Below are 13,966 nucleotides of genomic sequence, written 5' to 3'. Positions count from 1 at the left end.
TTATTTGCTAGAAAAAGCGCGGAAGCCTGTCCCTTTTTTTCACCTCGCCTGTCATTCCAGGTAAGTGAACAAAATCGAGAGCTTCCGCCCATGCCCGCCGTCCGCCCCTTGCTCAAACTGAGCCTGATGCTGAGCCTCAGCGCCAGCCCACTGTTTACCCCGATCAGCTATGCCGAAGACACCGCCACCCGCCGCAGCTACCAAGTGCCGGCCGGTAGCCTGGGTGCCGCGTTGACCCGTTTCGCCGGGTTGTCGGGGGTCAACCTGGCGGTGGACCCGGCGCTGGTCAGTGGCCGCGGTAGCAGTGGTTTATCCGGCGAGTACGCGGTGGAAGAAGGTTTTGCCCGCCTGCTGCAAGGTTCCGGCCTGCAACTGCAGCCGATGGGGGAGCAGGCCTACATGCTGGTGCCGGTGCCGCAGGGCAGCAGCCTGCAACTGGCTCCGACCGCCATCCTCGGGACCCGCAGCGAAGCCGACGGCGATATCTACGCCGGTGGGCAAGTGGCGCGACGCGGTTCGCAGGGCCTGCTGGGCTCGCGGGACTTCATGGACACGCCCTTCAGCATGACCACCTACACCCAGGAGGCGGTGAAGAACCAGCAGGCGCGGACCCTCGGCGACCTGATCGCCAGCGACCCGTCGGTGCGCGCCACCAACCCGGCCGGTGGGCGCTATGAACAGTTCACCATTCGCGGGTTCAGCCTGTTCAACAGTGATGTGGCCTACAACGGCCTGTACGGCGTGTTGCCGACCTACACCATCGACATGGAAATGGCCGACCGCGTCGACATCGTCAAAGGCCCCAGCCAATTGATCAACGGCATCTCGCCGCGCGGCAGTGTGGGCGGCGGGATCAACGTGGTGCCCAAGCGCGCCACCGACAAGGACATCAACTCGTTCACCGGCACCTGGGCCTCCGACAGCCAGGCTGGCGGCGCGGTGGACGTGGGCCGGCGTTTCGGCGAGGACAACAAGTTCGGCCTGCGCTTCAACGGCGTGAAACAGGCCGGTGATACCGAGTGGGACCATCAGCGTGTCGACCGTGAAATGGCCGTGCTGGGCCTGGACTTTCGCGGTGAGCGCCTGCGCCTTTCCAGCGATATCGGCCACACCGAGCGCGACACCAACGCCCCGCAGGAGCGCGTGCAGGTGGCCGCCGCGGCCCCGGTGCCAAGCGCCAACGATGTACGCCGCAACTACGCGCAGTCGTGGAGCAAGGCCAGCACCAACGACACGTTCGGCACGCTCAACGCCGAGTTCGACCTCAGCGATAACCTGATGCTCTACGGCGGTGTCGGCGCGCGCAAAAGCAACCACGACTTCCTGCGTCACGCCGTTTCCGTCAGCAACAGTGCAGGGGATTTCAGCGTGCAGCCGCGCGACTTCAGCCGCGATGAAAATGTGCGTACCGCCACGGCAGGCGTGCGCAGCGGGTTCCATACCGGGCCGGTGAGCCACGAGGTCAACCTGGCGGCCAGCTACTTCTACATGGACTTCACCAACGGCGGCGCACGCTATGCGGCGGCGCCGAGCAATCTTTACAACCCGGTGCAAACACCGACGCCGTCCACCGCCATCCGCCAGGATGCGCAGGTATACACCGAGAATAAATTCAGCGGCGTGGCGTTGTCCGACACCCTGGGCTTTTTCGACGATCGCCTGCTGCTGACCCTCGGCGCACGCTGGCAGCGGGTGAAGGTGGATGACTGGACCAACAACGTCAAAGGCGACACCGCCTACGACGAAGAAAAAATCTCGCCGTCCGGCGGCATCCTGTTCAAGGCCACCGACGCGCTGTCGCTGTACGCCAACTACCTGGAAGGCCTGAGCCAGGGCAAGGTCGCGCCTTCCACCTCGGTCAACGAAGATGAAATCTTCCCGCCGTTCATCAGCCGCCAGGTGGAAGTCGGCGCCAAATACGACGCCGGTGCGTTCGCCGTGACCGCCGCGGTGTTCCGCATCAAGCAACCGGCCTATGAAACCAACGCGACCTCGCGGGTGTTCGGCCCCAACGGCAAGCGCCAGAACGACGGCGTGGAACTCAGCCTGTTCGGCGAACCGCTCAAGGGCCTGCGCCTGCTGGGCGGCGTGATGTACATCGACAGCGAATTGACCCACACCACCAACGGCACGTTCGACGGCAACCGCGCCCCGGCCACGCCCAAGTACAACGTCAACCTCGGCGCGGAATGGGACGTGCCGCGCCTCGAAGGCCTGACCCTGACCACGCGCGGCATCTACTCCAGCTCGCAATACCTGGACCAGGCCAACGTCAAGGAAATCGACGCCTGGAACCGCATCGACGTGGGCGCGCGGTATGCGTTCAAGGTCGATGACAAACACATCACCCTGCGCGCGAATGTGGAAAACGTCGCCGATAAACGCTACTGGAGCTCGGCGGGTGCGTCGGACGACAGCGAACCGGGGCTGACCTTGTCGACACCGCGGACCTACCTGTTGTCGGCGACGGTCGACTTCTGACGGGCAGATCGTCTGTGTTTGCTACCACGCGGCAAACCCAGCGCTCAGCGGCAATGAAGATCAACAACAAGGTTGTTTGAAAGTTTGAGCTTGATGCGCGTCGAGGAAAAACTTCGGCGCCTGGCTCTGATTAGCGAAGTGGCTAATTGCAATTAGCTGAATCCTTGGGTGTCGGCTTGGAGGCTTTAAATCAAGGATTTCGCGGCTGTTTCAAGCCGGTCGCAGGTTATTCTTTTCAGTTTGTTTCCCCGCTTCAGGAACTAGCGCTGGAACTTCCAGTCGATTAACCCAGTTAACTCCGACTGCGGCGTGGCGAACTAATGGCATTTTATTTTTATATCCAGTAGTTCCAAATAGCCATACTTTCTCGCAACTAGACACCCCACTATGTCGTCAATGCCCATCGATGCCTGCCATACGCAGATACCGCACACCGACCGCGTGTGCGTGTGGCTGATGCAGCACGCCGGGCTGAAAACCGTCGACCTGGAGCGCGCCCGACGCTTGTCCCCGGACGGCAGCGACCTGCTCGGCCTGCTCACGCGCCTGGGGCTGGTGTCCGAAGTCGAACTGGCGCGCGCCTGGGCCGAGTTGCTCGGCGCGCCGCTGTTGCTCGCCGATGCCGCGCCGCCGTTGCTCGACCCGTTGCCCGCGCTCACCGAGCGCTTCATGCGCCATTACCAAGTGGTGCCCATGGGCTGGGCCCACGGCGGGCTGCGCGTGCTTGCGGCCAACCCGACGCAGCATTATCCCTTCCAGGCCCTGGCCTACGCCTGTGATGTGCCGGTGTGGTTGGCCATCGGCCCGCGCACTGAAGTCGAGACGCTGATCGAGCGCTATTACGGCCAGGGCCGTTCCGCCATGGGCACCCTGATCGAGAACCTCGATGAGCAGGGCGGCGCGCTGGAAGATATCGAACACCTCAAGGACATGGCTTCCGAAGCGCCGGTGATCCGCCTGGTCAACCTGATCCTGCAGCGGGCGGTGGAGCAGCGTGCGTCGGACATCCATATCGAACCCTTCGAAAACCAACTCAAGGTGCGCTACCGCATCGACGGCGTGCTGCACGACGCCGAAGCGCCGCCGGCCAGTTCGTCGGCGGCGGTGATCTCGCGGGTGAAGATCATGGCGCGCCTGGACATCGCCGAGCGGCGCTTGCCCCAGGACGGGCGGATCATGCTGCGCATCCAGGGCAAGGCGCTGGACTTGCGGGTGTCCACGGTGCCGACCAGCTTCGGCGAGTCGGTGGTCATGCGCCTGCTCGACCGGCAAACCGTGCAGTTCGACTTCCCCAGCCTGGGCTTCGACGGCGAGCGCCTGGCCGCCTTCCTCGACGTGCTCGAACGGCCCCACGGCATCCTGCTGGTCACCGGGCCCACCGGCTCCGGCAAGACCACCACGCTCTACACCGCACTGGCGCGGCTCAACAGCGCCGAGCGCAAGATCATCACCGTCGAAGACCCGGTGGAATACCAGCTCGAAGGCATCAACCAGATCCAGGTCAAGCCGGCCATTGGCCTGGACTTCGCCGGCGCGCTGCGCTCCATCGTGCGCCAGGACCCGGACGTGATCATGATCGGCGAGATCCGCGACCTGGAAACCTGCCGCATCGCGATCCAGTCGTCGCTCACCGGCCACCTCGTGCTTTCCACCCTGCACACCAACAGCGCCGCCGCGAGCATCACGCGCCTGCTGGACATGGGCGTGGAAAGTTACCTGATCGCCTCGACCGTCAGCGGCATCCTCGCGCAGCGCCTGGTGCGGCGCCTGGACCCGGCGACCCGTGTCGCCTTCGAAGCGCCGCCGGAGTTGATCGAGGAACATGGCCTGCAGCGTTTCACCGATGAGCGCCCGATCTTGCTCTATCGCCCCGGCGCCGAAGGCGGCTACCACGGCCGCAGCGCGATCACCGAATTGCTGGTGATGAACGACGAACTGCGCGGCCTGCTGATGCGCCACGCCGATGCCGCGACGTTGGAGCAGGCCGCCCGACGTGCGGGCCTGCGCACCTTGCATGAGGAAGGCCTGCGCCAGGCGGTGGCGGGCGTCACCTCGCTGGAAGAAGTGCTGCGCGTCACCCGTGGTGAGGGCGCGTGAGTCTGTTCACCTTCCGTGCCCTCGACAGCCAGGGCGTGACCCAGCGCGGCACGCTGCAAGCCAAGGATCAGAGCGCCGCCATCGCGATCCTGCACAAGCGCGGCTGGCTGCTGTTGCAGATCGACGCCGCCGGCCGCCAGGGCCTGCGCCATGCCTTGCGGCGGGGGCCGTTGACGGGCGCGGCGTTGGTGAGTTTCACCCAGCAGTTGGCGACGTTGCTCGGCGCCGGTCAGCCGCTGGAACGTTCCCTGGGCTTGCTGCTCAAGCAGCCCGGCCAGCCTCAAGTGCGTGTACTGATCGAGCGTATCCGTGACCACGTCAAGGCGGGTAAACCGTTATCCGCCGCGCTGGAAGAAGAGGGCAGCACCTTTTCCCCGCTGTACCTGAGCATGGTGCGTGCCGGTGAAGCCGGCGGCGCGCTGGAAAGCACCCTGCGCCAACTCAGCGACTACCTCGAACGCAGCCAGCGGCTGCGCGGCGAGGTGATCAATGCGCTGATCTACCCGGCGTTCCTGGTGGTCGGCGTGCTCGGCTCCCTGGCGTTGTTGCTGGCGTATGTGGTGCCGCAGTTCGTGCCGATCTTCCAGGACCTGGACGTGCCGATTCCGCTGATCACCGAAGTGATTCTGGCCCTCGGCCAATTCCTCGGCGCCTACGGCCTGCTGCTGTTGGCCGGGTCGAGCGTCGCGCTGGGCACCCTGGCGGCACGCCTGCGCGACCCCCGGCGCCGCGACCGCTACGACCGCCGCCTGCTCGGCCTGCGCGTGCTCGGCCCGCTGTTGCAGCGGGTCGAAGCGGCGCGCCTGACACGCACCCTGGGCACCTTGCTGAGCAACGGCGTGGCCTTGTTGCCTGCGTTGGTCATCGCCCGGCAGGTCTGCACCAACCGCGCGTTACAAGCCCAAGTGGCCGAGGCCGCCGAGTCGGTGAAAGGCGGCGGCACCCTGGCCAGTGCGTTCGGTGCGCAACCGCTGCTGCCCGACCTGGCCCTGCAAATGATTGACGTCGGCGAACAGGCCGGTGAGCTGGACAGCATGCTGCTCAAAGTCGCCGACATCTTCGACATCGAAGCCAGGCGCGGCATCGAGCGCCTGCTCGCCGCGCTGGTGCCGTCCCTCACCGTGGTCATGGCGCTGCTGGTGGCCGTGATCATGCTGGCGATCATGCTGCCGCTGATGAGCCTGACCAGCCATATATGAACCTTCAAGGAACCCGATCGATGAGAACTCAACGCCGTCAAAGCGGTTTCACCCTGCTGGAAATGCTCGCGGTAATCGTGCTGCTGGGCATTGTCGCGACCATCGTGGTGCGCCAGGTCGGTGGCAATGTGGACAAGGGCAAGTACGGTGCGGGCAAGGCGCAACTGGCCAGCCTGAGCATGAAAATCGACAGCTACGCCCTGGATGTCGGCTCACCGCCCAACAGCCTGCAGCAGTTGGTGGACAAGCCCGGCAACGCCAGCAGTTGGGCCGGGCCGTATGCCAAGCTGTCGGAGCTGAAAGACCCGTTCGGCCATGCATTCGGCTATCGCTTCCCGGGCGAACACGGCGCCTTCGACCTGATCTTCTACGGCCAGGACGGCCAACCGGGTGGCGACGGCTACAGCGCCGACCTGGGTAACTGGGAATAACCCGCCGATGCCCCAACGCGGCTTTACCTTGCTGGAGATGCTGGTGGTCATCCTGTTGATCAGCCTCGCTGTCGGCTTGTTGGGGCTCGGTGTGCGCCAGGCCGTGCAGGCGGCGAACGAGCGCCGCGTGGTCGGGCAGATGGTCGACGCCCTGCGCGCCACGCGGGCCGCGGCGATTGTCGAGGCGCGTGTGGCCAGGACCGAATTCGATCTGCAGCGCCTGACCTTCCAGGCCCCGGGCCGCGCCCCGCACGCCTGGCCGCCGCAGCTGCAGGTCACCGTGCATACCGCCGAACAGGTCGGCGCCGCCGTAGAGTTCTATCCCGACGGCAGTTCCACCGGCGGCCATCTGCTGCTGGCCAACGGCAGCCGGCGTTGGCGCATCGACGTTGGCTGGCTGACCGGCAGCGTGCAGTCCAAGGCGCTGCCATGAAGCGCCAGGCCGGTTTCACGTTACTGGAAATGCTCGCCGCCCTGACGTTGATGGCGGTGTGCAGCACGGTGCTGCTGGTCGCCTTCGGCCAGAGCGCGCGCTCGTTGGCGCAAGCGGCTCACAGCGACCGCCTGACCCATGCCGCCCTCAGTGTGCTGGACCAGGAAGCAGCGGGGCGCCTGGTCGAAGGTGTCAGCCAGGGCGCGCTGGACGGCATCCACTGGCAACTGACCTGCGTGCGTCAGCAAGCCCATCTGTATCGTCTCGACCTGATCGTCAGCGAGGGGCCGCGCCAGGCCCGGTTCAGCACTCTGAAGGTGCGCCAGTGAGGCGCCGCGAGCAGGGCTTCACTCTGCTGGAAATCCTCGTGGTGCTGAGCTTGCTCGCGGTGCTGCTGGTGCTGCTCAGCGGTGCGTTGCTCGGCGCCAATCGCGCGGTGGTCAAGGCCCAACAGTACACCGTGAGCCTGGACGAAATGCGCGCCGCCCAGCAGTTCCTGCGCACCGCGATCAGTGAGGCGTTGCCGCTGGATGTCAGCGAAGACGACCGCCAGAGCGCCGGGTTTTTCTTAGGGGAGCCCGAGCGTCTGCAGTTTGTCGCGACCCTGCCCGGTGTGCTCGGCGGCGGGATTCAGCGCTTCACCCTGCAACGGGTCGCCGAGGATTTGCAGGTGGGGTTCTCGCGGTTGGAACGGCAGGCCGATGCTTCCCGCGATGCGCCGCAAGTGCTGCTGACGAACCTTGCGGCGCTGCGCTTCAGTTATCGCGGCGTATCGCCCCTGGGCCAACCCACCGGATGGATCGACCAGTGGCCGTGGCCCCGGCGCTTGCCCGCTGCGGTGCGGATCGCCGCGCATGTCGACGGGCCGGTGCCGTGGGTCACTCAGGTGATTGCCTTGCGCTTGAACCTGGCCAGCGGAGCGTCGGGCGAATGAGGCGGCAACGCGGGGCGGCGCTGCTGCTGGTGCTGTGGGTGCTGGCCTTGCTCAGTGTGTTGCTGGGTGGATTGGCCGGTTGGGTGCAGCTGGAAAGTCGCCAGGCGCTGTGGCATCGCCAGCACACCCAGACGGAGCTCGCAGCGCAAGCCGGCGTCGCCCTGGCGATGGCCGATCGGCACTGGATCGCCGACGGCCGTGAAAGGCTCCTGACCTTCGATGACGCGCAGTTGCACGTCAGCCTGCGCAGTGAGCGCGGCAAGCTGTACCTGGTCAACGCCGAGGCGCACGACCTCACGCGTCTGGCCCTGGCCTGCGGCGCCAGCCCGGCCCAGGCCGCGCAGGTGGCCAAGGCCTTGGACGCACGGCGCAAGCAGGGGCTGGCGCCGTTTCGCGTGCTCGAAGAAGTGCGCCAATTGCCCGGCATGAGCCAGGCGCTGTACCGCCAATTGCTGCCCGAGCTCACCTTGTGGAGCGACCTGGATCGGCCCGCTCCGGCGTTCGCCAGCGCGCTGATGCGCCAGGCCCTCAACCTGCCGCAGCAGAGCGCACAGGGCGCCGACCCTGGCGAGGTGCTGGTGGTCGACAGCCGCGCACAACGCCCCGGCGGCTATGAAGCACGCCTGCAAGTCACGGTTTTATTGAGCCCAACGGAGGACGGCGCACAACCCTACCGGGTGTTGCGTTGGCAAGAATGAATCGACTGGAACCCATCGCCCGTTATTGGCGTGGCAGCCTGCTGCAACAAGGTTGGCGCCTGTGGCTCACGGAGCTGCGCGTGTGTGTGCCGGCGTGGCTGGCGTTGCGCGAGCCGCCCGAGCAGCGCTGGCACTGGCCGTTGAGCGAGCCGGTCGCGTCGGCGCCGGGCAATGCGCGGCATGTGTTGGTGCTCGCGGCCGACGCGGTGCTGCTGCAAACCATCCACTTGCCCGTAGCCGCTGCGCGCAACCTCAGCGCCGTGGTCGGCTATGAACTGGATCGCTACACGCCGTTCGAGGCCGACCGGCTGTACTTCGTCGCGCGCCAGGAACGGCGCACGCCGACCCAACTGCAGGTGACGCTGGTGGCGATCCTGCGCGAGCGCCTCGATCAGATCCTCAGCGACTGCGCCGCCCTCGGCCTGCAGCCGCATCGCGTGGATGTCGGCGACCTGGGCATCGACTTGCTGCCCGCGCCTTTGCGCCCGCGTCCGCGTCCGCCGGGCAAGGGTTTGCAACGCAGCTTGCCGTGGCTGTGCGGCGCGTTGCTGATTGCGGCGATGTTGCTGTGGCTCAACGACCGCCAGCGCGTGCTCGACACCATGTACGACAGCGTCCAGCAGCAAAAGGCCCAGGTCGCCGAGGTGCATGCGCTGCGTCAGCAACTGCTCGCCACCCGTGGCGCGGTGCAGTACCTGACCCGGCGCAAGGTGGCCCAGCCGCCGCTGGTGGCGCTGCTCGACGACCTCACCCGATGCCTGCCCGCCGACACCTGGCTCGACCAGTTGGACATCAAGGGCAGCGAGATTGCCTTCTCCGGCCAAAGCGCCAAGGCCAGCGCCCTGATCACCCGGATCAAAGGCTGTCACCGCCTGGACAATGCGCAGTTCGAAGGCGTGATTCAACCCGATGCGCGCAGCGGCAAGGATCAGTTTGCCTTGCGTGCCCACCTTCGCCCGGAGGCCGCCGATGCGCCGACCCCTCACACCCCGTGAACGCCGTGGCACGGCGTTGCTGATCCTGGCCGTGGTGCTCGGCGCGGCGTACTGGCTGCTGATCGACAGCTGGTTCGCCGGGCCCTTGCGTGCCATGGGCGAACAGGCCGAACAACTGCGCGAACAGCAGCAACGCTATGCCGGCGTGTTGCGCCAGGGTGATGCGCTGCGCGAGCAACTGGAGCAGGCTCGCCAGGACCCGGCCAGCCAAACCAGCCTGCTGCCGGGGGATGACCCGGATGGGGTCGCCGCCGACCTGATGCAACGCCTCGCCGATCTGATCAGCCGCCACGCCAACCTCGGCGGCGGCTGCAGCCTGACCCAGCGCAAACCCATCACCCCGGAGCAGGACGACGGCGAACCGTATCGACAGGTGCAGGTCAGCCTGACCCTCGATTGCGCCATCGAACCGCTGACCGCGATCCTGCATGAGCTGGAATACCAGCCGCCGTTTCTGTTCGTCGATGAGCTGCGCATCCGCCGTGGCAAACAGGCGCCGGCCAGCGGCGGGGCGGGGCAGTTGGTGGTGCAGGTGCTGGTGCGCGGTTACCTGCAACCGCAGGTGGCCCGATGATCGGTGTCTTGCGCCCCTTGGAATGGGGCTTGCTCGGCCTGGTCGGGGCATTGGGCCTGTTGATGGCGTTCATCCTGAGCAGCATCGGCGACGAGCCGCAGTGGCTGCCCGAACCGGCGGTGCGCGGGCATTCCTCTGCGCGGGTGCAAGTCGCCCCCAGCGTGACGTTGGACAGCCTCGCCGGCACCTGGCAAACCCCGTTGTTCAGCGCGGATCGCAGCCCCGATCGCGCCGTCGGCAACACCCAGGCCAGCAGCCTGGCCAACCTGACCCTGAGCGGCATCCTGATCACCGGCAATCTGCAAATGGCGATGCTCAAGCAGGCCGACGGCCGCCCGCTGACGGTACGCCTGGGCCAGGTGCTGCCCAACGGCTGGCGCCTGGACCACCTCACGCCGCAATCCGCCCGTTTCACCCTGGACGGCCGCACGCAAACCTTGAACCTGTACGCCAAGCGTTTGCCGCCGCCGTCGACCCGGCCACCGATTTCTCTGCCTCGCGAGCCCTTCCCTTGATCGATCTGCGCACCTCGTTGTTTTGCCTGACTACCGCCGTCTCCCTGGGCGGCTGTGGCTCACTGCCCGACCGCCTCGACGCGGACGACGCGTTACTCCACGAAGCCATGCAAGGCACCGGCGTGCAACGCCCGCCGAGTGAGGTGCCCGCCGCGCAAAGCCCGCAGCCCGCGGCGAAGGTAGCGCCCCAACGCCAGATGAGACGGGGCAGCCAGCAATTCGTGCGCCCACCCAGCGCCAGCCTGCCGGCGAAAGAGCAGGGCGGCGATATCGTGTTCAACTTCGCCGACCAGCCGATCGAAGCGGTGATCAACAGCGTGATGGGCGACCTGTTGCACGAGAACTACAGCATCGCCCAAGGCGTGAAAGGCAATGTCAGCTTTTCCACCTCCAAGCCGGTGGACAAACAGCAGGCGCTGTCGATCCTGGAAACCCTGTTGTCCTGGACCGACAACGCCATGATCAAACAGGGCAACCGCTACGTGATCCTGCCGGCCAACCAGGCGGTGGCGGGCAAGCTGGTGCCGCAGATGAACCTGGCGCCACCGTCCAACGGCCTGTCGGCGCGGCTGTTTCCGTTGCGCTATATCTCCGCCACCGAGATGCAGAAACTGCTCAAGCCGTTCGCCCGCGAAAACGCTTTTCTGCTGGTGGACCCGGCGCGCAATGTGCTGAGTCTGGCCGGCACCCCGGAAGAACTGGCCAACTACCAGGCCACCATCGACACCTTCGATGTGGACTGGCTCAAGGGCATGTCGGTGGGCGTATTTGGCTTGCAACGCGCGTCGGTGGCCGAGCTGATGCCCGAGCTGCAAGCCATGTTCGGCCCGGACAGCGGCATGCCGCTGGCGGGCATGCTGCGCTTTCTGCCGATCGAGCGGACCAACTCGGTGGTGGCGATTTCTTCCCAGCCGCAGTACCTCAGCGAGGTGGGTGACTGGATTCGCACCATCGACGAAGGCGGCGGCAACGAGCCGCAGATGTATGTGTACGACGTGCGCAACATGAAGGCCTCGGACCTGGCCAAGTACCTGCGGCAGATCTACGGCAACGGCGCGATCAAGGACGATACGCCGGCCAAGGTCGCGCCGGGGTTGCGCACCACCACGTTGTCATCGCTCAACAACAATACCGGTGGCCTGCAGAACACGCCGCCGCCTGCCGACGAGCCCGAGCCCGAGCCCGTCGCCGAAGCGTCCGAACCGGCACCGGATAAAAGCCTCGAAGCCGGCACCCGCATCACCGCGCAAAAAAGCAGTAACCAACTGCTGGTGCGTACCCGCCCGGCGCAATGGAAAGAGATCGAAACCGCGATCAAACGCCTCGACAATCCGCCGCTGCAAGTGCAGATCGAGACGCGCATCCTCGAAGTCAAACTCACCGGTGAACTGGACCTTGGCGTGCAGTGGTACCTCGGTCGCCTGGCCGGCAATTCCACCAGCACCACAGTCGCCAACGCCTCCGGCAGCCAGGGCGCGTTGGGCGGTGGCGGGGCAGGGTTGGGGGCGTCGGATTCGTTGTTCTATTCCTTCGTCAGTTCCAACCTGCAAGTGGCCTTGCATGCCCTGGAAACCAACGGCCGCACCCAGGTGCTGTCGGCGCCGTCGCTGGTGGTGATGAACAACCAGCCGGCGCAGATCCAGGTGGGCGACAACATTCCTATCAGCCAGACCACGGTGAACACCGGCAATGCCGACACCACCCTGAGCAGCGTCGAATACGTGCAGACCGGGGTGATTCTGGACGTGGTGCCGCGCATCAATCCGGGCGGCCTGGTGTACATGGATATCCAGCAGCAGGTCAGCGATGCCGAGAACCAGACCGGCAGCAGCGACACGCCGGTGAATCCGCGTATCTCCACGCGTTCAGTCTCGACGCAAGTCGCCGTGCAGAGCGGGCAGACCGTATTGCTCGGCGGGTTGATCAAACAGGACAACAGCGAGAGCGGCAGTGCCGTGCCGTACCTGGGGAAAATCCCCGGCCTGCGCTGGTTGTTCGGCAACACCAGCAAATCCAAGGACCGCACTGAGTTGATTGTGCTGATTACGCCGAAGGTGATCACCAGCAGCAGCCAGGCGCGGCAGGTGACGGATGACTATCGCCAGCAGATGCAGCTGCTGCGGCCAGCGAACTGAAGGCGCGCGGTCAAAATGCCGCTTCATTGCTCTTGTAAATCCGGTACGACTTCAAGCGTGTCATCGAGCAAAAAGCGGTTCGACCTGAGGGGAAATGCGGACACTGCTGACCCTTCCATTACTCTCGAAGCTCACTGTGAAGAAGCGAGCCTGGGGGCACGAATCCATATTCAGGCTTTACGAGCCGCAGCCGGGCGTCTAAGCAACCCTCGGTTCGCCGGCGCCAAAGTGGGTATCTGATCATTGCGGTATCCACGGCGCGGCCAGGTGCAGCTTGATGAGATAGCGTTCTTCAGTGGGATGTCGAACGTCCTTGAAGCGATTGACCACCATCATCACTTGGTATTTGTCCGCCGCTTGCCAATAGGACGTACCGCCCAGGTTCACGTTCCGCAAGCGGGCACGCCATTGAGGGGTGTCGGCGAAGGGTGGGTCGTCTTTTATATGGATGGGGGTCCAGCCACCTTTGCGCCACTGTTCCTGTAAGTCCAGCACGATTTCAAGCGTGTCATCGAGCAATAGCGGTTCGATTTGAGGGGACATGCGGATGCCATCGATTTGCTCATCATCGAAGCCTATCGTGAAGAAACGGGCCAAAGGAGTTATGAATCCATATTGAGGGTCTACGAGCCGCAGTCGGGCATCGGATTTGGGCGCCCTGAACCAGTGATGCCCCGGAATGGCTGGGCCAATCTTTGCGCTGGAGCGCTGGCGCATATCTTCCCAGGGTTCGCCAGGCGTCAATGCAATCTCCGGTTCATCGGTGCCGAGACGTATCGCTAACCCTAAGAAAAGTACGACAGCGATCAGTCCTAGCCCAACACGTCGCCAACCGATCTGCGTGATCCGGCTCATCGGACACCCCGGTCTTCAGCGATGTCTTCTAGCGCCTGTTCGATTCGCTGCCGCTCATTGCTACGCAGCAGTGCATCAAATTTCGCCGCAGCCTTGAGCACGAAGGCCATGCGTTGATCGATATCGGCCAGGTTAGCGATAGGGCTGTTGCTGAATTCAATGGTTCGATCATCTTCGACGGGGCGGCATTGATTTGCCAGCGTTAGCTCAATGGCTTGCGCGGCCCCGGACGGTATGCCTGTGACATAGGAAAGATGGTTACTACGCAGCAGGGCTACCAGCTTTTGGTCGGTATACATGGCTGGCTGAAGGATGTTTCTTTGTTCGTGGTCAGCGAGATACTCAACACTTTTGGCGATATTGCCAGCTTCAATTGCCTCGAAAGCTTTCAGGATTTCACTGTGATTCGTACCAAACTCTAGTGTCTCGTTTCCGATGGGCCATAGCACGGGTGGCTGAGCCTTGTCATAAATATTCTTGCGCGACCGAAGACAGGTCTCAAGCAACCCCAACCCCCGCTCCTTATAAAACGCATGCAACGGAAACACATCCAAAAACAGCGTGGTATTGCCCATCGCCATCATCTCGTACACATGTTGATAAAGCTGTTGCACGCTCG

General features: G+C 64.6%; 14 protein-coding genes. 12 read left to right on the top strand and 2 right to left on the bottom strand.

Going from position 1 to position 13,966, the window contains the following annotated elements:
- Positions 1–90: 90 nt before the first annotated feature.
- The 12 genes from TU80_RS25800 (at position 91) to gspD (ending at position 12,492) form a co-directional block, all read left to right on the top strand.
- Positions 91–2,481 carry a TonB-dependent receptor gene (locus TU80_RS25800; RefSeq protein WP_057005700.1) on the top strand — a complete coding sequence of 797 codons (2,391 nt, stop codon included), beginning with the start codon at positions 91–93 and terminating at the stop codon, positions 2,479–2,481.
- Positions 2,482–2,868: 387 nt separating this feature from the next.
- Positions 2,869–4,578 (top strand): type II secretion system ATPase GspE, encoded by a 1,710-nt coding sequence (gene gspE / locus TU80_RS25795; protein WP_057005699.1) that lies wholly within the window; start codon positions 2,869–2,871, stop codon positions 4,576–4,578.
- Positions 4,575–5,777, top strand: a complete 1,203-nt coding sequence (gene gspF, locus TU80_RS25790; RefSeq protein ID WP_057005698.1) for a type II secretion system inner membrane protein GspF — start codon at positions 4,575–4,577, stop codon at positions 5,775–5,777. Before gspE ends, gspF begins: the two co-directional genes overlap by 4 nt.
- A 20-nt stretch (positions 5,778–5,797) precedes the next feature.
- Positions 5,798–6,208 (top strand): type II secretion system major pseudopilin GspG, encoded by a 411-nt coding sequence (gspG, locus tag TU80_RS25785; RefSeq protein ID WP_156422917.1) that lies wholly within the window; start codon positions 5,798–5,800, stop codon positions 6,206–6,208.
- 7 nt (positions 6,209–6,215) lie between these two features.
- A complete protein-coding gene (locus TU80_RS25780; protein ID WP_057005697.1) occupies positions 6,216–6,641 on the top strand; it encodes a prepilin-type N-terminal cleavage/methylation domain-containing protein in 426 nt (141 codons plus the stop codon).
- On the top strand, positions 6,638–6,970 hold the full coding sequence (locus TU80_RS25775; RefSeq protein ID WP_017847568.1) for a type II secretion system protein: 333 nt from the start codon (positions 6,638–6,640) through the stop codon (positions 6,968–6,970). The genes TU80_RS25780 and TU80_RS25775 overlap by 4 nt, the downstream gene beginning before the upstream one ends.
- Positions 6,967–7,575 carry a type II secretion system protein GspJ gene (locus TU80_RS25770; protein ID WP_057005696.1) on the top strand — a complete coding sequence of 203 codons (609 nt, stop codon included), beginning with the start codon at positions 6,967–6,969 and terminating at the stop codon, positions 7,573–7,575. The genes TU80_RS25775 and TU80_RS25770 overlap by 4 nt, the downstream gene beginning before the upstream one ends.
- Entirely contained in the window at positions 7,572–8,273 is a 702-nt protein-coding gene (locus TU80_RS25765; RefSeq protein WP_057005695.1) for a hypothetical protein, read from the top strand. The genes TU80_RS25770 and TU80_RS25765 overlap by 4 nt, the downstream gene beginning before the upstream one ends.
- Positions 8,270–9,268, top strand: coding sequence for a type II secretion system protein GspL (locus TU80_RS25760; protein ID WP_057005694.1), 999 nt, complete (start codon positions 8,270–8,272; stop codon positions 9,266–9,268). Before TU80_RS25765 ends, TU80_RS25760 begins: the two co-directional genes overlap by 4 nt.
- Entirely contained in the window at positions 9,243–9,842 is a 600-nt protein-coding gene (gene gspM, locus TU80_RS25755; RefSeq protein ID WP_017847564.1) for a type II secretion system protein GspM, read from the top strand. The genes TU80_RS25760 and gspM overlap by 26 nt, the downstream gene beginning before the upstream one ends.
- Complete coding sequence (locus TU80_RS25750) at positions 9,839–10,357, top strand: general secretion pathway protein GspN (RefSeq protein WP_046382760.1); 519 nt, start codon at positions 9,839–9,841, stop codon at positions 10,355–10,357. Before gspM ends, TU80_RS25750 begins: the two co-directional genes overlap by 4 nt.
- 5 nt (positions 10,358–10,362) lie before the next feature.
- Positions 10,363–12,492 (top strand): type II secretion system secretin GspD, encoded by a 2,130-nt coding sequence (gene gspD / locus TU80_RS25745; protein ID WP_057005739.1) that lies wholly within the window; start codon positions 10,363–10,365, stop codon positions 12,490–12,492.
- A gap of 240 nt (positions 12,493–12,732) precedes the next feature.
- On the opposite strand, the gene TU80_RS25740 is transcribed toward gspD, so the two are convergent.
- Both TU80_RS25740 and TU80_RS33145 read right to left on the bottom strand, forming a co-directional pair.
- Complete coding sequence (locus tag TU80_RS25740) at positions 12,733–13,347, bottom strand: hypothetical protein (protein WP_046486556.1); 615 nt, start codon at positions 13,345–13,347, stop codon at positions 12,733–12,735.
- On the bottom strand, positions 13,344–13,966 hold a 623-nt coding region (locus TU80_RS33145), incomplete at its 5' end, for a DUF2515 family protein (RefSeq protein ID WP_057005693.1). The genes TU80_RS33145 and TU80_RS25740, both read right to left, overlap by 4 nt.

Origin of the sequence: Pseudomonas veronii (genome assembly GCF_001439695.1) — a bacterium.
Taxonomy (GTDB): Bacteria; Pseudomonadota; Gammaproteobacteria; order Pseudomonadales; family Pseudomonadaceae; genus Aquipseudomonas; species Aquipseudomonas veronii.
Note: the sequence above shows the minus strand (reverse complement) of the source record. Positions and strands in the feature narration are given on the sequence as shown.

Coding starts and splice junctions, on each gene's coding strand:
- TU80_RS25800 (WP_057005700.1), top strand. CDS start 91: ATGCCCGCCGTCCGCCCCTTGCTCAAACTGAGCCTGATGCTGAGCCTC.
- gspE (WP_057005699.1), top strand. CDS start 2,869: ATGTCGTCAATGCCCATCGATGCCTGCCATACGCAGATACCGCACACC.
- gspG (WP_156422917.1), top strand. CDS start 5,798: ATGAGAACTCAACGCCGTCAAAGCGGTTTCACCCTGCTGGAAATGCTC.
- TU80_RS25780 (WP_057005697.1), top strand. CDS start 6,216: ATGCCCCAACGCGGCTTTACCTTGCTGGAGATGCTGGTGGTCATCCTG.
- TU80_RS25775 (WP_017847568.1), top strand. CDS start 6,638: ATGAAGCGCCAGGCCGGTTTCACGTTACTGGAAATGCTCGCCGCCCTG.
- TU80_RS25765 (WP_057005695.1), top strand. CDS start 7,572: ATGAGGCGGCAACGCGGGGCGGCGCTGCTGCTGGTGCTGTGGGTGCTG.
- TU80_RS25760 (WP_057005694.1), top strand. CDS start 8,270: ATGAATCGACTGGAACCCATCGCCCGTTATTGGCGTGGCAGCCTGCTG.
- gspM (WP_017847564.1), top strand. CDS start 9,243: ATGCGCCGACCCCTCACACCCCGTGAACGCCGTGGCACGGCGTTGCTG.
- TU80_RS25750 (WP_046382760.1), top strand. CDS start 9,839: ATGATCGGTGTCTTGCGCCCCTTGGAATGGGGCTTGCTCGGCCTGGTC.
- TU80_RS25740 (WP_046486556.1), bottom strand. CDS start 13,347: ATGAGCCGGATCACGCAGATCGGTTGGCGACGTGTTGGGCTAGGACTG.